Genomic DNA, 17,826 nt, shown 5'->3' on the forward strand with positions numbered 1-17,826 from the left:
GTGACGGTCTGATGGAAAACTCCCCACGCCAGCATTACCTGGATCGGGTTATAGGGTCTTTCTCAGCGCCTCGTAGCAAAAAACACTCAAGGGCACCCCTGTTTCATCCTTAGATCTTATTTAACCACGAAATGCCTATTTGGAGGGTGATCAAAATCAAGCGCCTAAACCTAATTTGGAGGGATCTAGTCCGCACTGGTATTGCGCAAAATGAAATCCGCAGTCACAAAGGCGGCGTCACTAGTGAATTCATCAGCCAAAATGCGGGCTGCAGCCTCTGAAAGCGAGATTTCAATAAAACCACTGACTTCTCCATCGTGATTCGTGGGTATAAAGTTATCCGCTAGTTCTAGGTCATAAATATAGAGTTGCTCATCATGAAATCCCCGTCCCTGTATGGGGCGACGCATATGTATGCGACCCACGGGCTCAATTTGATCGGAAATCTGGGCTGGCACACCTGCTTCTTCCCATAACTCCCTGCGGGCATTAATCCAGGGGGTTTCATCTGCCCCAATACCGCCTGCGGCTAGGTTATCTAGACGGCCAGGGTCTGTAGATTTAGTTTCACTGCGTCTCCCAAGCCAAAGATTGCCAGACTTGGTATAGCCATTGATATGGGTTGCCATGCTGCGAAAGCCAAAAGCTCGGAAGGCAGAGCGCTCTAAACGGAAGTATTCGTGACCGTTTTGGTCAATCCAAGCGAAATCCTCATTCCTCCAGCCTGGAATCAACCCACCTTGACGCATCCGATCGGCCATTTTTGAGAGACTCTCGGAGAGCGTTACAGGTCTTGTAGAGTGAATAGTCAGGCGATCGTAGCCTATTTCAATGTGGGGAATCGGGTTTTTCGCTAAAGAGTCTTGTAAATAGCCAGTGAAATCAGGGCACAGCTGCCCAATAATTTGTCCGGCTGTGGAACCGCCCAAGAAATGGATGGGCAAGTAATCTGGTGGAGCCGGTCTTGCCGTATTTTGGAGTAATTCCTCTAGTGCAGCGATGGTGCTGGGTGTGAGCTTTGTAGAGTACTTATTGTTGAGCTTTTGCATGCGCTAAGTGTAAGAGATATTAAAAATAACAAAAAATTGCGCTATAAATTTATAAATAAATTTAAATTGTCAACAACTGTTTAGGTATATTTTTCCTAGAGGTAGATGCTCATAAATTAAGCAAGCTAGGTCACTCTATACAAATCTGAGACTTACGAAAACTTTTGGGTATTTATCCACACAAGCTGTGGATAAGTTCTGATGAAGAAGTGGTCCCGCCGACAGGAATCGAACCTGTATCCCACGCTTAGGAGGCATGTGCACTATCCATTGTGCTACGGCAAGATTGAAAAAAAGTAAAACGTTTTATAAAAAAGATGTTAGAGCAAGTTTCATTATCCACTGATTACCAACCACACAGTGCCCACACTTGATTGGTGATTGCAATCGTTAACTCTGGTGCAAAGTATGCGGAGAAAATAATTCCTAGTAGCATCACTGATAGGACATACAAAACGAAGCGCGAAATAAAAAGAGTAGAAATATTCATTAAAAAATTATGTAACAGCAAGGCGCTCAATTGCTCGCTCTTTAACAGGTAAATTAATTAAGAATGCGAACACACCTAAAACAATCGCAATATTCCAAACGATGAGATAAGAGCCGGTGCGATCAAATAGATAGCCACCAAAATAAGCCCCGCAGAAGCTACCCAGTTGATGAGAAAAGAACACCAAACCAGAGAGCATGGAGAGGTACTTCACGCCAAAAATCTGCGCAACGATGGCATTAGTCAGTGGGATGGTAGACAGCCACAAGAAGCCCATGATGGCTGCAAAAATATAGGTAGTAGTTGGGCTCAAAGGCATATAAACAAAAGCGATGATCGCCAGAGACCTGCCGATATAGATGCTTGATAGGAGGTAGCGCTTTGGCAAGCGTTGCCCTAATATTCCGGCGGCATAGGTTCCGAAAATATTGAACAGGCCAATTAATGCTAGGGCGGTAGTGGCTACAAAAGGTGCGCCAACATCGGGATATATCTTGGATAAATCTTTTAGGTAGGGCGCTAAGTGAACTGCAATAAACACCACTTGAAAACCACAAACAAAATAACCTAAAGTGAGCAATCTAAAACTGGGGTTACCCATCGCCTCTCTTAAAGCTTCTTTAATAGTTTGATTGCTACCTTGCTGTAAATTCGCAGTATTGGGTTCGCGAAGCATAAACGCAATTGGAATCATCAGACTTGCCATGATCGCTAATATGAGTAGCGCATCATTAGCACCAAAATTGGATAACAAACCTTGTTCAACTGGAATCATTAAAAATTGTCCGAATGATCCAGCAGCTGCTGTGATGCCCATAGCCCACACTCTTTTTTCTGGAGCAACGTTACGACCTAAGATCCCATACACCACGCTGTAAGTAGTGGCAGTTTGTGCAAGACCGATTAGCAAACCACCTGCCAATGTAAAACTGAAAGCATCAGTGGAGATTGCCATACCGGCTAAACCCAATGCATAAAGTACACCTCCGGCAATCATTATTTTGAGTGCGCCGTAACGATCAGCCAATGCTCCTGTGATAGGTTGAACTGCACCCCAAATTAAATTTTGCAATGCGATAGTAAGAGCAAAAGTTTCTCGCCCCCAACCATTGGTAAAAGTAATGGGAAGGTTAAAGAGTCCAAATCCATGGCGTATACCCATCGAAAATGTCACCATCAAACCACCAAAAATCAATACTTGTCTGAGAGTTAATTTTTGACTTGAGGTGTTTGTGGACATAGCGCTTAGGTAATACCTTTTGTTTGCAGTTCGTTAATGGCTTGTGGGCTCAGGTTTAAGCGTTCACGGAGAATCTCCTCAGTATGCTGGCCTAAGGTGGGTGGCGCCATACGGACTTCCACAGGGGTCTCTGACAAACGCATTGGGCTGGCAACGAGCTTCATCACTCCCGCCGTGGGATGTGGAACCTCAATTTGTACGCCTCGAGCCTTTACTTGCTCATTATCAAAGACTTCCTCAAAGTTATTGATGGGTCCACAGGGGACGTTTGCCGCTTCTAAAAGGCTGATCCACTGCGCCTTGGTTTTCCGGCGTGTCATGATTTCTAGTAATGGAATTAATGACTTACGATTCTCAACGCGTAAAGGATTGTTTATATATAGGGGGTTTTCAGCCAAATGGGCCTCGCCACCAGCAGTAACGAAGTGCTTAAATTGGCCATCATTGCCAACTGCCACAATAATCCAACCGTCTGAGGTCGGGAAGGTTTGGTACGGAACAATAATGGGAGAGGCATTACCCCAACGACGAGGTACTTTATCTGAGCATAAGTAGGCACTTGAAACATTGGCCATTACAGCAATTTGGGTATCTAAGAGGGCCATATCGATATATTGACCTTGACCCGTCTTATCCCGATGCACCACAGCAGCCAAAATAGCTGTACTGGCATACATTCCAGTAAAGATATCGGCTATTGCAACCCCAGCCTTTTGAGGGCTAGCCCCTTCAAAATCGTCAGCTTCACCAGTAACACTCATGAAACCGCCCATTCCCTGGATGATGAAATCATAGCCAGGGCGATGCGCATAAGGTCCATTTTGGCCAAAACCAGTAATGGAGCAATAAATCAGGTCGGATTTGACCTTTTTTAGACTTTCATAATCTAGGCCGTACTTAGCAAGATCCCCAACTTTGTAGTTTTCAATGACAACATCAGACTCTTTGGCAAGCTCGCGAATGATTTCTTGACCCTCAGGCTTACTGATATCGACCGTAATTGACCGTTTATTGCGGTTAATACAGATAAAGTAGGCTGTTTCTGCTGTGTCATTCCCCTGTGAATCCTTCACAAATGGAGGGCCCCAGTGTCGGGTATCGTCCCCGGCGCCTGGGCGCTCCACTTTAATGACATCCGCACCCAGATCGGCGAGGTTTTGTGCGCACCAAGGGCCGGCAAGCACACGGCTAAGGTCTAAAACGCGAATATGACTTAAGGCTCCCATCCTGCAATTTTGGCATGAAAAAAAGGGTAATTCAGGAAAATTCAGGTTTTCGTTCAGACATGACTACAATTTGCGCGCATGGCTACCCGTAAAACATCTGAATACAGCGAATCATCGATTCAAGTCTTAAAAGGGCTCGAACCCGTCCGTCAGCGGCCGGGAATGTATACCCGCACTGATAACCCCTTGCACATTATTCAGGAGGTGCTAGATAACGCTTCTGACGAGGCATTAGGGGGATTTGGTAAGCAAATCATTGTGACTTTGCATACCGATAGCAGTGTGAGCGTTGAGGATGATGGTCGTGGCATTCCAGTGGGTATTCATCCGACTGAGAAGCTCCCAGTAGTCGAAATCGTCTTCACCCAGCTCCATGCTGGCGGTAAATTCGAAAAAGGCACCGGTGGTGCCTATGCCTTCTCTGGTGGTTTGCACGGTGTTGGTGTCTCTGTGACTAATGCCCTATCCAAAAGGCTAGAAGTCACCGTATGGCGTGAGGGCCAGGTCTCTACATTGACCTTTGCTGATGGCAAGGTCATTGAAAAGCTCAAAACCAGTGCCGCTGGCAAAGAGGATAAATCGCACGGTACACGTGTACGGGCATGGCCTGATGGCAAGTATTTTGATAGTGCAGCCATTCCCATGCCTGAACTGATTCGCTTGTTGCGCTCTAAGGCAGTCTTATTGCCAGGCGTAAAAGTGACCCTGATTCAAGAAAAGTCTGGCGAGAGCCAAACTTGGCAATATGCCCAAGGCTTGCGTGGCTACTTAAATGAAGCCATGGCGCAAGCAGGTCACGGGGCAGAAGTCATCCCTCCGTTTGAGGGTGAGCAATACGCTACTGGTAATGGAGATGATGACTCCTTTGCTGAAGGCGAGGGCGCAGCCTGGGTTGTGACCTGGACTGAAGATGGTGCACCTGTGCGTGAGAGTTATGTGAACTTGATTCCGACTCCTGCTGGTGGCACGCATGAAAGCGGCCTACGTGAAGGCCTCTTTAATGCGGTCAAAGGTTTTATTGAGATGCATGCTTTGCAACCTAAAGGCGTCAAGCTTATGCCTGAGGACGTCTTTGCGCGCGCCTCATTTATTTTGTCTGCCAAGGTATTGGATCCCCAATTTCAGGGGCAAATTAAAGAGCGCCTGAACTCTAGAGATGCAGTGCGTTTGGTTTCTGGTTATGCTAAATCTGCATTAGAGCTTTGGCTTAACGAACATGTGGATTACGGTCGTAAATTAGCGGACTTAGTGATTAAGCAAGCTCAAGCTAGAACCCGTGCGGGCCAAAAAGTTGAGAAGAAAAAATCTTCCGGTGTGGCAGTTCTCCCAGGAAAACTCACCGATTGCGAAAGCCAAGACATTAGCCTCAATGAAATCTTCCTGGTTGAGGGAGACTCAGCAGGCGGCTCAGCCAAGATGGGGCGTAATAAAGAGTACCAAGCGATTCTGCCTTTGCGCGGTAAGGTTCTCAATACTTGGGAAGCCGAGCGCGATCGCTTATTTGCGAATAATGAAGTGCATGATATTGCGGTTGCCATTGGCGTGGATCCGCATGGCGCTAACGACACCCCCGATCTATCGAATTTGCGTTATGGCAAGGTCTGCATATTGTCTGATGCGGACGTCGATGGTGCGCATATTCAGGTATTACTGCTCACCTTGTTTTACAAGCATTTCCCTAAGTTAATTGAACTAGGACATATTCATATTTCTCGGCCACCATTATTTAGAGTAGATGCGCCAGCGCGTGGTAAAAAACCAGCGCAAAAGATTTATGCACTGGATGCCAGCGAACTGCAAGCAATTGAAGATAAGTTACGTAAAGACGGCGTCAAAGAGTCAGCGTGGCAAATTTCTCGCTTTAAAGGTTTAGGTGAGATGAGTGCCGAACAACTGTGGGATACCACCCTCAATCCTGATACACGCCGCCTCTTACCAGTGACCTTGGGCGCATGGACAGAAGATGAAACAATTAAAACAATGGATATGTTGATGGGTAAATCCGAGTCCGGGGCGCGTCGTGATTGGTTAGAAGAGCGCGGCAACGAAGTAGAGGCGGATATCTAATGGCAATTAAAAAAACTCCACGTGGTAATAAACCAGTAGAGCAAGCAGACTTGTTCGCTGGTGAGTCAATTGAAATGAATATCGTAGAAATAGATAAGCCTATTTCAGCTCAGGCGGGCGGACCAAATGATCCGCATGATCCCAAAAAGATTGAACTCAATGAGGATGATAAAGACAGCCTCACACTAGCGGTCTATGCTGAACGCGCTTACTTAGATTACGCCATTAGCGTCGTCAAAGGCCGTGCACTGCCAGATGTTTCTGATGGTCAAAAGCCAGTACAACGCCGCATTCTGTTTTCGATGAGCGAGATGGGTTTGCGAGCTGATGCTAAGCCCGTAAAGAGTGCGCGTGTGGTTGGTGATGTGCTGGGTAAATTCCATCCACATGGTGATCAATCGGCTTATGACGCATTGGTACGTCTTGCGCAGAGTTTCTCATTGCGTTATCCATTGATTGATGGTCAGGGTAACTTTGGCTCACGTGATGGTGATGGCGCTGCAGCAATGCGTTATACCGAAGCACGTTTGACCAAGATTGCTGGTTTGTTGCTGAGCGAGATTGATGAAGGTACGGTAGATTTTGCGCCGAACTATGATGGATCCTTCCAAGAGCCGAAGTTATTACCGGCGCGCTTACCCTTCGTTTTATTGAATGGTGCATCAGGTATCGCGGTAGGTATGGCGACAGAGATTCCGTCACACAATCTACGTGAAGTGGCCAGCGCAGCGATTGCCTTGATGAAGTCTCCAAAAATGAGCACGTCAGAGTTGCTTGAAATTATTCCTGGTCCAGACTATCCCGGTGGCGGCCAAATTATTTCTTCTCCAGCGGAGATCACGCAGATTTATGAAGCAGGTCGTGGAAGTTTAAAAGTGCGTGCGCGCTGGTCTGTTGAGGAATTGGCTCGTGGCCAGTGGCAAATTGTGGTCAATGAACTGCCACCATCAACTTCATCGCAGCGCGTATTGCAAGAGATTGAAGAGATTACCAATCCTAAAGTGAAGGTTGGTAAGAAGACTTTAACTCCGGAGCAAAGTAATCTCAAATCCACCATCTTGAATGTTCTTGATGGCGTCCGTGACGAATCTAGCAAAGATGCAGCTGTGCGCTTGGTATTTGAGCCTAAGAGTAAAAATATTGATGTCAATGAGTTTGCCAACTTACTGCTAGCTCACACATCACTTGAATCTAATGCACCAATGAACTTGGTCATGATTGGTACCGATGGTCGTCCACGTCAAAAAGGCCTTAAAGAAATTATTTCTGAGTGGATTTCTTTCAGGGTCGGTACGGTTACACGGCGCACTCAACATCGTTTAGGCAAGGTAAATGATCGGATGCATATTTTGGAAGGGCGCTTAATCGTCCTCCTGAATATTGATAAGGTCATTAAGATCATTCGCAATAGCGATGAACCTAAAGCCGATCTCATAAAAGAGTTCAAGCTGAGTGATCGTCAAGCAGAAGATATCTTAGATATTCGCTTGCGTCAGTTAGCCCGCCTTGAGGGTATTAAGATTGAGCAAGAGTTAAAAGAGCTCAAGTCTGAGCGTGATGACCTTGAAGGTTTATTGCAGAGCGATACTGTTTTACGCAAACGCATCATCAAAGAAATCGAATCCGATATCAAGGATTTTGGTGATGATCGCCGAACACTCATTCAGGAAGATAAGCGCGCTGTAGCTGAGACCAAGGTATTGGACGAGCCTGTCACCGTGATTGTGTCGCAAAAAGGTTGGGTGCGAGTACGCCAAGGTCATGAGCATGATGCAACGCAGTTCGCCTTTAAAGCAGGTGATGCCTTATATGCTACTTTTGAGTGCCGCACAGTTGATGTAATGCAAGGCTTTGGTAGTGATGGTCGCGTCTATACCGTTCCAGTAAGTGAATTGCCTGGCGCACGTGGTGATGGCTCGCCTTTAACCAGTTTTGTGAACTTAGCTGCTGGATCACAAATGGTTGCCTACTATGCTGGTCAACCCGATGATCTTGTGCTGATTTCTACCAGATCAGGCAACGGCTTTTTGGCAAATGTAGCAGACATGTCTACCCGTAATAAGGCTGGTAAATCATTTGTTGGTATCGACAGTAAATTTCCAGGTGGTGATGCGCCTCTAGGAGCCGCTAAGGTCACGACAGGTATGAAGCATGTGGCTTGTTTGTCTGAAAGCTCTAAGTTATTAGTGTTCCCGCTCGATGAGCTCAAGCGCTTACCGACTGGTGGTAAAGGTGTCATTCTGATGGGCTTGGATGATAAAGAGAAGCTGGCTTCTGCAATTGCGGTTGGACCTGACGGCGCTACGTATTCCGGTGCGGGTCGCGCTGGTAAGCCAACGGAGTTGAGTCTCGATGCGAAAACCTTGAAGTCGTTTGCAGGTAATCGTGCTCGTAAAGGTCACTTCGTAGAGCCTAGACTCAAGGATGGAAAACTCAAAGCGAACTAAGAAGCTAAGCTAGTTTTGCTAAATTAAAAAACCCGGTCATGATTGATCGGGTTTTTTATTGGTGTTTAAACCTTCTGAGGTATTGGTACGCCGTACTTGACGGCAATCACTTCAGCCAAGATGGATACGGCGATCTCAGGCGGAGTCAAGGCGCCAATAAATAAACCAACGGGTCCGTGAAGACGTTCAACTTGTTCCTGCGTCACATCAAATTCTAGTAAGCGGGCTTTCCGTTTCTGAGTATTGATTCTGCTACCCAGTGCTCCCACATAAAAAGCGGGAGACTTCAATGCCTCCATCAATGCCATGTCATCTAGCTTGGGATCATGCGTTAAGGCAACAACCGCCGTATGGGAGTCAACCCCAATTTCTAGCAACACATCATCTGGCATACCCTTGATAAACTGAATCTGTTCACGATTGATGCCTTCTGCATACTCTTCGCGTGGGTCAATAACGATCACTTCAAAGTCCGATGCAAGAGCAAAGTCAGCGGTGTACAGCGATAGTTGTCCTGCGCCAATGATCACCATGCGCCAGCGAGGACCATAGGTGGTTTTCATGAAGTGCTCATCGCAAATAAATGCCTGATTACGATTACCAGCTTCGAGTGTCGATTTGCCAATCGAAAGATCAACTGTGCGCGAAGTGATTTGATGATTGCTGATGGACTCTAGAATGGCTTCCAAAATAGCCAGCTCTGGTTTTGGCTCGACGAGTAATCGTAGCGTGCCACCACATGGCAGGCCAAATCGCGCAGCCTCTTGTTGACTCACGCCATAGACCACCATTTCTGGTAAATCTCGAGTCAGGATTTCGGTCTGTACTCGGCGAATCAGGTCATCCTCGACACATCCACCGGAAACTGATCCAGTAACTTGTCCATCACCGCGAATGGCCAGCCAAGATCCAACAGGTCTTGGAGCGGAACCCCAAGTCTGGACAACTGTAGCTATGGCAACCGGATGGCCCGATTTGAGCCAATCCACCGCCGCTTTTAATACGCTTAAATCAGTGCTATTCATTTCCTGCCATTAATTTCTTACGTTTATTTATTTGTATTTATTATTTTTGCTAGCAATCTAATTATTATCACCCTAATGACAAGTTCTAGCCCATCTGCCCATGATTCGCAATTACGTATAGCTGTGCTTTTGTTGGCAGCGGGCGAGGGCAGTCGACTCGGTTCACATCCGAAGGCTTTACTTCACCGTGATGGGAAAACGCTTTTAGAGCTTTTTTCGAGTGCAATTCAAGGATTTAGTCCTGTCGAATGCATCGTGGTCACAGGCTTTCATGCACAGTTAATCGAGTCTGAGATTGCAAAAATGAATCCCTCTTTGACTCATCCGATGAAGATCATCAGAAATGGATCGCCAGAAGAGGGTCAGCCGTCATCTGTTCGCTTGGGTCTGGAATCACTACGAACTAACTTTGATGTCTTGCTTGTCGCACTATCGGATCAGCCTGAAGTTGGCGCAAAGGAAATACAAGAATTACTTGACGAATACGCTAAGCGAAAAGATGGCCAGGAAATCATTCTGCCAATGGTGGATGGAAGACGTGGCAACCCTGTTTTATTTTCTTACAAAGCAGTCTTAGATGTATTAGCCCAGCCAGGTATGGTTTGTCGAGACTACATGGATACCCATCCCGACAAGGTGAGGGCAATGCACACCAGTAATCAAGCATTTGTTATGGATGTCGACACAACGGAAGACATCCAAAGACATAAGTTAAAGCGATTTAGTTTTTAAATCTCTGCAATCAGTTCAATTTCAACGCAAGCACCCAGAGGGATTTGCGCTACTCCAAACGCGCTACGAGCATGTTTTCCTGCATCGCCAAAGACTTCAAACAGCAGTTCTGAACAACCATTCACTACTAAGTGTTGCTCAGTAAATTCAGACGTTGAGTTCACTAAACCCATCACTTTGACTATGCGCTTTACTTTATCTAGTGAGCCTAAGTGATTTTGTAGTGTGGCCATTAAATCAATTGCAATGGATTTCGCTGCAGCTTTACCGGTTTCAGTATCCATATCAAGACCCAGCTTACCAACCCAGGGCTTGCCATCTTTTTTGGCAATATGGCCAGAGAGAAAAACGGTATTGCCAGTTGTTGCAGCCATGACATAGGCAGCAGCAGGGGGCCCGGGCGGAGGTAATTCAATACCAAGAGTTTTCAGGCGATCGCTAATGTGATTTGTCATAGAGTTTTAGTAAAAAAATAAATAAAGAAAAAAGAGAGAATAAAGAGGGGCTGATGTAAATATTACTGGATTACTTTGAGAGTTGACGCATGGCACTCTCGAGACCATTTAAGGTCACAGGATACATCCGGTCTTTCATTAGACCTTTCATGACATCGATCGATTGACGATATTGCCAAACTGATTCTGGTTCTGGATTGAGCCAGGCAAAGTGAGGGAAGTGGTCAATAAGGCGATTAATCCACGCTGCACCAGTTTCTCGATTGTTGTACTCAACCGATCCATTCGGGCTCAGAATCTCATAAGGAGACATAGTGGCGTCACCAATGAAAATGAGTTTGTAGTCAGGACCATATTTATTAATGATGTCTTGGGTTGCAGTGACTTGATCGCGTCTGCGACGATTACTTTGCCAGAGATATTCATAAACACAGTTATGAAAGTAGTAATACTCCAAGTGCTTGAATTCTGTTTTGACGGCCGTAAATAATTCAGAGATGCGTGCAATGTGATCATCCATTGAGCCGCCCACATCCATCAGCAATAAGACTTTGACTTGATTGTGTCGTTCAGGACGCATTTGGATGTCGAGCATTCCTGCGTTTGCAGCGGTAGAGTGGATGGTCTTATCGAGATCTAGCTCCAGATTCGAGCCTTCTCTGGCGAAGCGACGTAAGCGCCGTAGGGCCATTTTGATATTGCGCGTCCCTAGACTAAGATCACTGTCATAGTCTTTAAACTCCCTGGCTTCCCAGACTTTAATAGCCGTTCGATTACCCGCATTCTCGCCACCAATACGAATGCCCTCAGGGTGGTAGCCGCTATGCCCAAAGGGTGATGAGCCTCCCGCGCCTATCCATTTATTGCCACCACCATGCCATTCTTTCTGCTCTTTCAAAAGCTCTTGAAGTCGCTTTTGTAATGCTTCTGGGCCACCTAGTTTTTGTAGTGCCGCTTTTTCTTCTTCGGTTAATACGCGTTGCAATTTTTTCTCAAGCCAGTCCAAGGGAATATCGGGAGCTAGCGCCATGATCTGCTCTACACCATTGAAGTAGGAGCCAAACACTTGATCGAATCGATCAAAGTGCTGCTCATCCTTGACTAAGGTCATCCGGGCCAGTTGATAAAACTCATCAATTGAGGGTTCAATGACACCTTCCTTTAGAGCCTCAAGCAGTGTTAAAAATTCTCGAACGGAAACAGGCACCTTAGCCTCTTTGAGATTGAGAAAGAATTGAATCAACATGATTCAGTTATGGAAAGAATTGGCTTGTTAGATCAGCGGTGATTGCGGTTCATCATTACTAAACGCTCAAAGAGGTGAATATCTTGCTCGTTTTTAAGAAGCGCACCATGCAATGGAGGGATCGTAATTTTGTCATCACCGCTATACAAGGCGTCAGCTGGAATATCTTCTGCAAGCAGCAGCTTTAACCAATCGATGAGTTCAGAAGTGGAGGGTTTCTTTTTTAAGCCTGGTAAAGAGCGGATTTGATAAAAAGATTGGAGTGCAGCTTCTAATAATTCTTGCTTGATATTGGGATGGTGGACATCAACAATGCTCTGCATCGTTCCGGCATCTGGAAAAGAGATGTAGTGGAAGAAGCAGCGGCGCAAAAATGCATCGGGCAATTCTTTTTCATTATTTGATGTGATGATGACCAGGGGGCGGTGCTTTGCTTTGATCAACTCACGCGTTTCGTATACGTAAAACTCCATACGGTCGATTTCTCGTAAGAGGTCGTTTGGAAATTCAATATCGGCTTTATCAATCTCATCAATCAGCAAAACTACGGGCTCATCTGCCTCAAATGCTTGCCAAAGGACGCCCTTAACAATGTAATTACGAATGTCGTTTACTTTTTCATCGCCAAGCTGGGAGTCTCTTAATCTGCTAACGGCATCGTATTCATAAAGGCCTTGTTGAGCCTTGGTGGTCGATTTAATATGCCATTGCATTAGAGGCATCTGCAAAGCTGCAGCCACTTCCTCGGCCAGCATGGTTTTACCTGTTCCCGGCTCTCCTTTAATTAACAGAGGGCGCTGAAGTTGTATCGTGGCGTTGACAGCCAATTTCAAGTCACTAGTGGCTACATAGCTTTTCGAGCCGTCGAAACGGGATTGAATCTTAGTCATGGTGAGGGCAATCAGTTTGTCTGTAAATAGCCATCAAGTATAGGTAAAAGGATTGTCATTTTCAGTGTTTTTACTCATTTCAAGGGGTGAAAACAGGGTATCTTGGCTCGTCTCCGCTATACTCTTCCAAATTGATTTGAATCAAACTCGTTAATAATGATTTCTATGAAAAAACACCTCATTCTTTCCCAATTGACTCTCTGCGCTGGTCTAGCTTTTGCCGGATTCTCAGTTCAAGCTCAAGACGTTAAAGGTTCTGCCCAAGCTGGACAGGGCAAGGTTTGGCTCTGTATTGGTTGCCACGCCATTCCCGATTACCGCGCTGACTATCCTTTGGTCTACAAAGTCCCCATGATTGGTGGTCAAAATGCCGCTTACATTGCTAGCTCCTTAGCTGCATACAAAAAAGGTGAAAGAAAGCATCCAACCATGCGTTCTATCGCGGGCAGCTTGTCTGATCAAGACATGGCTGATCTCGGCGAATACTATGCTGCGCAAACTGCCAGCTCACCAAATAATCCATTGAAGTGATATTTAGAGGCACGTTTATGAAATTCGCACTAATTACCGCCATTTTGTTGTCCAGCATTGGTGTAGCTCAAGCAGCTAACGCCGAAAAAGGCCAAGCACTGGTAGAAAAAGGCAACTGTGCCTCCTGTCACGGCGCCGGGCTGAATGCACCGATCTTGCCTGCTTACCCAAAGTTAGCTGGCCAACATGCTGATTACCTTTACTATTCTTTGCGTGCCTATCAAGTGGGCGGCTCTAATGCACAGTTTGGCCGTAACAATGCTGTAATGTCCTCTCAGGCTAAGCCCTACAGCGATGCCGATCTTCACGACATGGCAGCTTACATCGCTAAATTGCCCGGAAACTTTGTTATCAAGAAGTAAAGTACTTATTTAGATCCTAACTAAAAGGCTTAGGTTAATTACCTAAGCCTTTGTTCTTTATAGTATTTAAAGCGCACCTCTTATTTTGTGGCCTCAAGCCCTCTAGCGAGATGATTTCTCATCGCCAGCTCTGCCGCTATGGGATCTCTTTTGAGAATGGCCTGAAGAATTTCGCGATGCTCCAGCAATGAGCTTAAAAGGCGATCCCCTCTACTTAAAGAATCACGCCTTTGGAGTTTGAGCACCTTACGCAGGTCGTCAATAACCCCGTTCATCCACTTATTTCCTGCGATTTCTTGGATTAATTCATGAAATTTGACATTAAATTCAAAAAACTGCCCGATATCTCGATCTGCCGCCGCCTTTTCTAAGCGGTGGTGCAGATCATCTAATTGGGTTAGCTGTGCCTCTGTAGCCTTAATTGCAGTTTCTTTAGCCGCCTGACCCTCTAATAAGGAGAGAACAGTAAAGATTTGCTCTAAATCACCTCTATCAACCTCAGTGACATAAGAGCCTTTATTCATTTTGCTGGTTACTAGACCTTCGGTGGCTAGCACCTTGATGGCCTCACGCATGGGCGTTCGACTAATTCCAAAGGCAAGTGCCAGGCTTTGTTCATCCAGCCAGCTTCCGGGGGCTAATTCATGGGAGAAGATTTGCTCTCGTAACTTCTCAGCAACATCTTCATACAGAGGTCTGTTTATCAGTTTTGTATTCATAATTATGTATACAGTATCTAGACAAATCTAAAAAAGTCAAGCAAAATGGGTTTACAAAATTAGTGATGATGTAAAAAGCCAACCGGGAGTGCTTTGTGAGTACAAGTGAGAAAAAGTCTGTATTGAATTCATCCAACACTTGGCCCAATGTGCCTGACTGTGATTTGGATGCTTGGAAAAAATCAGCCCAAAAGTCAGCGCCCAATGGTGATGTTGATAAATTAGGCTGGCAAACGCCAGACGGAATTCATCTAAAGGCTTTATATACTGCCCAAGATACTGAAGGTCTTCAATACACCCATTCTTTACCAGGGTTTGAGCCATTTGTTCGCGGACCACAAGCAACGATGTATTCAGTGCGACCCTGGACCATTCGTCAGTACGCTGGCTTCTCCACTGCAGAAGAATCCAATGCGTTTTATCGCAAGGCGCTAGATGCGGGCGGTCAGGGTGTTTCTGTTGCTTTTGACTTGGCAACGCATCGTGGTTACGACTCCGATCATCCGCGCGTGACTGGTGATGTTGGCAAGGCGGGTGTTGCCATTGATTCAGTAGAAGACATGAAAATCCTGTTCGATGGAATTCCACTCGATAAGGTATCCGTTTCAATGACGATGAACGGAGCAGTATTGCCAGTATTGGCTGGTTATATCGTTGCTGGTGAAGAACAGGGCGTAAAACAAGAGTTGCTGTCGGGCACGATTCAGAATGACATTCTGAAAGAGTTTATGGTGCGGAATACTTACATTTATCCACCAGAGCCTTCAATCCGCATTATTGGCGACATCATTGAATACACCGCCAAACATATGCCCAAATTTAACTCGATCTCGATTTCGGGTTATCACATGCAAGAGGCAGGCGCAAACCAAGTACTCGAATTGGCATTCACATTGGCCGACGGTAAAGAGTACGTCAAAACAGCTTTGGCAAAAGGCTTAGACGTGGATGGCTTTGCTGGCCGGCTCTCTTTCTTCTTTGCTATTGGCATGAACTTTTACTTAGAGGTTGCCAAGTTACGTGCTGCACGTCTTTTATGGTGGCGCATCATGAAGTCCTTCGAGCCAAAGAATCCGAAGTCGTTGATGCTGCGCACACACTGCCAAACGTCTGGCTGGTCTTTAACTGAGCAGGATCCTTACAACAACGTTGTTCGCACCACAGTTGAAGCCATGGCCGCTGTATTTGGTGGCACACAATCATTGCATACCAATTCCTTTGATGAAGCGATTGCTTTACCGTCAGAGTTCTCTAGCCGTATAGCCCGAAATACGCAATTAATTCTGCAAGAAGAAACTCACATCACCAGCGTGATCGATCCATGGGCTGGTTCTTACATGATGGAAAATCTCACTCAAGAGATGGCTGATAAAGCTTGGGAGATTGTTCAAGAAGTTGATGCCATGGGCGGCATGACCAAAGCGGTAGAGAGTGGTTGGGCTAAGCTCAAGATTGAGGCTGCAGCCGCTGAGAAACAAGCGAAGATCGATTCGGGTTCTGATGTCATTGTCGGCGTCAATAAATACAAGCTTGGAAAAGAAGACTTGGTTGATGTTTTGATGATTGACAACGATAAGGTTCGAGAAAGCCAAGTTGCTCGCCTAAAAGAGATCAAGGCGAAGCGGGACTCTAAGAAAGTAGAAGCCGCATTAGAGGCATTAACTAAAGCCGCAGAAGAAAACACTGGCAACTTATTAGAATTGGCCGTGCAGGCGATCCGTTTGCGCGCTACGGTTGGCGAAGTTTCTGATGCATTGGAAAAAGTTTACGGGCGCCATCGCGCCGATACTCAAAAGGTGACTGGTGTGTATGCAGCTGCTTATGACTCAGCTGAAGGCTGGGATAAATTGAAGGTCGAGATCGCCGATTTCGCAAAAGACTTTGGTCGTCGTCCGCGTGTGATGATTGCCAAGCTTGGTCAGGATGGCCATGATCGTGGCGCTAAGGTGGTAGCAACCGCCTTTGCTGATTTAGGTTTTGACGTAGATATTGGACCCTTGTTCCAAACTCCTGAAGAGTGCGCGCGTCAAGCCATTGAGAATGATGTCCATGCCTTAGGAGTTTCTACTTTGGCAGCGGGTCATAAGACTTTAGTTCCTGCCATCATTGCTGAATTGAAAAAGCAGGGTGCCGACGACATTATTGTCTTCGTGGGCGGAGTTATTCCAAGACAAGACTATGAGTTTTTATATGAGGCTGGAGTGAAGGGTATTTACGGCCCAGGAACTCCGATTCCAGCATCTGCAAAAGATGTACTTGAGCAGATTCGCAAATCGGTAAAGCCTGATTAATTCTAGATAAAAGAAATCAGTATGCTCAATGCAGTAGACCTAACCTTGGTGAATGATCTCACTGGTGCGCCCTCATCGGCGCAGCGCCGAGCATTGGCCAAGATCATTACTTTGCTTGAATCTACCCGCATGGATCATCGTCATCGTGCTGATGAGGTTCTCAATACCTTATTGCCAAAGACAGGTAAGTCATTTCGCTTAGGGATATCAGGCGTGCCCGGCGTTGGCAAATCTACTCTCATCGAAACGCTGGGTTTGGATTTAATTGCAAAAGGTCATCGCGTTGCGGTTCTGGCCATTGATCCATCCTCGAGCTTATCGGGTGGCTCTATTTTGGGTGATAAGACTCGTATGGAGAGATTATCCGTTCTGGATAACGCCTTTATTCGTCCGAGTCCTTCATCCTGCACATTGGGTGGCGTAGCTGAGAAAACTCGTGAGGCAATGTTGGTTGCTGAAGCTGCAGGATTTGACATTGTGATTGTTGAAACTGTAGGTGTAGGTCAAAGTGAAATTGCCGTTGCCGGTATGACGGATATGTTCCTCTTATTGCAACTACCTAATGCAGGCGACGATCTACAAGCAATTAAAAAAGGTGTGATGGAAATTGCCGATCTTATTGTGATCAATAAGATGGATATCGACCCCGATGCCGCCATGCGTGCACAATTATTTATTACCAGCTCTTTGCGACTACTAGGTTTTCAAGGCAACCCTGACCATGCCTCACATCATTTGGAGTATTGGCATCCAACGGTCATGACTTTGAGTGCCCTGGAGGGTAATGGTGTACCTGAGTTGTGGGAAAAAATTCTGCATTTTCAGAAACTACAAAATGCCAATGGTCAATTAGCATCTCGCCGTAAGCAACAAGCAGGGGCTTGGATGTGGGATCGAATCGATGCGGGCCTCAAGAATGCTTTTCAGAACCACCCAGCAGTACAAGCACTATTGCCCAGTTTGAGCGCCGAGGTAAATCAAGGAACGATGGCCGCCTCGGTTGCCGCAAGACGATTGCTTGAGGCAATGGGCCACGAATTTTTCTAAGGAGTAGTT

16 protein-coding genes, 1 tRNA gene and 1 riboswitch are annotated in these 17,826 nt (G+C 46.1%); of the genes, 7 read left to right on the top strand and 10 right to left on the bottom strand.

Annotated elements, in window-relative coordinates; translation table 11 throughout:
• Window positions 1-3: 3 nt before the first annotated feature.
• Window positions 4-110, bottom strand: a riboswitch (TPP riboswitch).
• Between the two features lie 75 nt (window positions 111-185).
• From CL55_RS05100 to CL55_RS05115, 5 genes are all read right to left on the bottom strand, one after another.
• Entirely contained in the window at window positions 186-1,049 is an 864-nt protein-coding gene (locus CL55_RS05100; RefSeq protein WP_046330136.1) for an NUDIX hydrolase, read from the bottom strand.
• Between the two features lie 210 nt (window positions 1,050-1,259).
• A tRNA-Arg gene (locus CL55_RS05105) sits at window positions 1,260-1,334 on the bottom strand.
• Window positions 1,335-1,395: 61 nt separating this feature from the next.
• The gene (locus tag CL55_RS10635) at window positions 1,396-1,539 is read right to left on the bottom strand and encodes a hypothetical protein (RefSeq protein WP_156156271.1); all 144 of its coding nucleotides are present in this window, start codon (window positions 1,537-1,539) and stop codon (window positions 1,396-1,398) included.
• A gap of 7 nt (window positions 1,540-1,546) precedes the next feature.
• A complete protein-coding gene (locus CL55_RS05110; RefSeq protein WP_046330137.1) occupies window positions 1,547-2,779 on the bottom strand; it encodes an MFS transporter in 1,233 nt (410 codons plus the stop codon).
• Between the two features lie 5 nt (window positions 2,780-2,784).
• Window positions 2,785-4,005, bottom strand: a complete 1,221-nt coding sequence (locus tag CL55_RS05115; RefSeq protein WP_046330138.1) for a CaiB/BaiF CoA transferase family protein — start codon at window positions 4,003-4,005, stop codon at window positions 2,785-2,787.
• Between the two features lie 78 nt (window positions 4,006-4,083).
• Here CL55_RS05115 and CL55_RS05120 point away from each other — a divergent pair, with 78 nt between their 5' ends.
• On the top strand, window positions 4,084-6,072 hold the full coding sequence (locus CL55_RS05120) for a DNA topoisomerase IV subunit B (RefSeq protein ID WP_046330139.1): 1,989 nt from the start codon (window positions 4,084-4,086) through the stop codon (window positions 6,070-6,072).
• Between the two features lie 74 nt (window positions 6,073-6,146).
• The gene (parC, locus tag CL55_RS05125) at window positions 6,147-8,519 is read left to right on the top strand and encodes a DNA topoisomerase IV subunit A (protein WP_237150557.1); all 2,373 of its coding nucleotides are present in this window, start codon (window positions 6,147-6,149) and stop codon (window positions 8,517-8,519) included.
• 65 nt (window positions 8,520-8,584) lie between these two features.
• Here parC and CL55_RS05130 read toward each other — a convergent pair whose 3' ends face one another.
• The gene (locus CL55_RS05130) at window positions 8,585-9,544 is read right to left on the bottom strand and encodes an XdhC family protein (protein WP_046330140.1); all 960 of its coding nucleotides are present in this window, start codon (window positions 9,542-9,544) and stop codon (window positions 8,585-8,587) included.
• A 75-nt stretch (window positions 9,545-9,619) separates the two neighbouring features.
• Between CL55_RS05130 and CL55_RS05135 the strand changes: the two genes are divergently transcribed.
• Window positions 9,620-10,276 (top strand): nucleotidyltransferase family protein, encoded by a 657-nt coding sequence (locus tag CL55_RS05135; RefSeq protein ID WP_046330141.1) that lies wholly within the window; start codon window positions 9,620-9,622, stop codon window positions 10,274-10,276.
• Here the strand turns inward: CL55_RS05135 and CL55_RS05140 are convergent.
• The 3 genes from CL55_RS05140 to CL55_RS05150 all read right to left on the bottom strand — a co-directional run bounded on the left by CL55_RS05140 (window position 10,273) and on the right by CL55_RS05150 (window position 12,867).
• Window positions 10,273-10,731 carry a RidA family protein gene (locus CL55_RS05140; protein ID WP_046330142.1) on the bottom strand — a complete coding sequence of 153 codons (459 nt, stop codon included), beginning with the start codon at window positions 10,729-10,731 and terminating at the stop codon, window positions 10,273-10,275. The two genes, CL55_RS05135 and CL55_RS05140, sit on opposite strands and share 4 nt — an antisense overlap.
• Window positions 10,732-10,801: 70 nt before the next feature.
• Window positions 10,802-11,977, bottom strand: a complete 1,176-nt coding sequence (locus CL55_RS05145) for a vWA domain-containing protein (RefSeq protein ID WP_046330143.1) — start codon at window positions 11,975-11,977, stop codon at window positions 10,802-10,804.
• Window positions 11,978-12,009: 32 nt separating this feature from the next.
• Window positions 12,010-12,867 (bottom strand): AAA family ATPase, encoded by an 858-nt coding sequence (locus CL55_RS05150; protein ID WP_046330144.1) that lies wholly within the window; start codon window positions 12,865-12,867, stop codon window positions 12,010-12,012.
• 165 nt (window positions 12,868-13,032) lie between these two features.
• Between CL55_RS05150 and CL55_RS05155 the strand changes: the two genes are divergently transcribed.
• Window positions 13,033-13,398 (top strand): c-type cytochrome, encoded by a 366-nt coding sequence (locus tag CL55_RS05155; protein ID WP_046331176.1) that lies wholly within the window; start codon window positions 13,033-13,035, stop codon window positions 13,396-13,398.
• Between the two features lie 17 nt (window positions 13,399-13,415).
• Window positions 13,416-13,760 carry a c-type cytochrome gene (locus CL55_RS05160; protein WP_046330145.1) on the top strand — a complete coding sequence of 115 codons (345 nt, stop codon included), beginning with the start codon at window positions 13,416-13,418 and terminating at the stop codon, window positions 13,758-13,760.
• Window positions 13,761-13,840: 80 nt separating this feature from the next.
• On the opposite strand, the gene CL55_RS05165 is transcribed toward CL55_RS05160, so the two are convergent.
• On the bottom strand, window positions 13,841-14,479 hold the full coding sequence (locus CL55_RS05165; RefSeq protein ID WP_046330146.1) for a GntR family transcriptional regulator: 639 nt from the start codon (window positions 14,477-14,479) through the stop codon (window positions 13,841-13,843).
• 122 nt (window positions 14,480-14,601) lie between these two features.
• Between CL55_RS05165 and scpA the strand changes: the two genes are divergently transcribed.
• Both scpA and meaB read left to right on the top strand, forming a co-directional pair.
• Window positions 14,602-16,770, top strand: a complete 2,169-nt coding sequence (scpA, locus tag CL55_RS05170) for a methylmalonyl-CoA mutase (RefSeq protein ID WP_046331177.1) — start codon at window positions 14,602-14,604, stop codon at window positions 16,768-16,770.
• 21 nt (window positions 16,771-16,791) lie between these two features.
• Window positions 16,792-17,817, top strand: a complete 1,026-nt coding sequence (gene meaB / locus CL55_RS05175) for a methylmalonyl Co-A mutase-associated GTPase MeaB (protein WP_046330147.1) — start codon at window positions 16,792-16,794, stop codon at window positions 17,815-17,817.
• The last annotated feature ends 9 nt before the right edge of the window (window positions 17,818-17,826 follow it).

Origin of the sequence: Polynucleobacter duraquae, assembly GCF_000973625.1 — a bacterium.
Lineage (GTDB): Bacteria > Pseudomonadota > Gammaproteobacteria > Burkholderiales > Burkholderiaceae > Polynucleobacter > Polynucleobacter duraquae.

What these genes read in the sequence shown, in the direction of transcription:
- CL55_RS05100 (WP_046330136.1), bottom strand. Translation starts at nt 1,049, where the DNA reads ATGCAAAAGCTCAACAATAAGTACTCTACAAAGCTCACACCCAGCACC.
- CL55_RS10635 (WP_156156271.1), bottom strand. Translation starts at nt 1,539, where the DNA reads ATGAATATTTCTACTCTTTTTATTTCGCGCTTCGTTTTGTATGTCCTA.
- CL55_RS05110 (WP_046330137.1), bottom strand. Translation starts at nt 2,779, where the DNA reads ATGTCCACAAACACCTCAAGTCAAAAATTAACTCTCAGACAAGTATTG.
- CL55_RS05115 (WP_046330138.1), bottom strand. Translation starts at nt 4,005, where the DNA reads ATGGGAGCCTTAAGTCATATTCGCGTTTTAGACCTTAGCCGTGTGCTT.
- CL55_RS05120 (WP_046330139.1), top strand. Translation starts at nt 4,084, where the DNA reads ATGGCTACCCGTAAAACATCTGAATACAGCGAATCATCGATTCAAGTC.
- parC (WP_237150557.1), top strand. Translation starts at nt 6,147, where the DNA reads ATGAATATCGTAGAAATAGATAAGCCTATTTCAGCTCAGGCGGGCGGA.
- CL55_RS05130 (WP_046330140.1), bottom strand. Translation starts at nt 9,544, where the DNA reads ATGAATAGCACTGATTTAAGCGTATTAAAAGCGGCGGTGGATTGGCTC.
- CL55_RS05135 (WP_046330141.1), top strand. Translation starts at nt 9,620, where the DNA reads ATGACAAGTTCTAGCCCATCTGCCCATGATTCGCAATTACGTATAGCT.
- CL55_RS05140 (WP_046330142.1), bottom strand. Translation starts at nt 10,731, where the DNA reads ATGACAAATCACATTAGCGATCGCCTGAAAACTCTTGGTATTGAATTA.
- CL55_RS05145 (WP_046330143.1), bottom strand. Translation starts at nt 11,977, where the DNA reads ATGTTGATTCAATTCTTTCTCAATCTCAAAGAGGCTAAGGTGCCTGTT.
- CL55_RS05150 (WP_046330144.1), bottom strand. Translation starts at nt 12,867, where the DNA reads ATGACTAAGATTCAATCCCGTTTCGACGGCTCGAAAAGCTATGTAGCC.
- CL55_RS05155 (WP_046331176.1), top strand. Translation starts at nt 13,033, where the DNA reads ATGAAAAAACACCTCATTCTTTCCCAATTGACTCTCTGCGCTGGTCTA.
- CL55_RS05160 (WP_046330145.1), top strand. Translation starts at nt 13,416, where the DNA reads ATGAAATTCGCACTAATTACCGCCATTTTGTTGTCCAGCATTGGTGTA.
- CL55_RS05165 (WP_046330146.1), bottom strand. Translation starts at nt 14,479, where the DNA reads ATGAATACAAAACTGATAAACAGACCTCTGTATGAAGATGTTGCTGAG.
- meaB (WP_046330147.1), top strand. Translation starts at nt 16,792, where the DNA reads ATGCTCAATGCAGTAGACCTAACCTTGGTGAATGATCTCACTGGTGCG.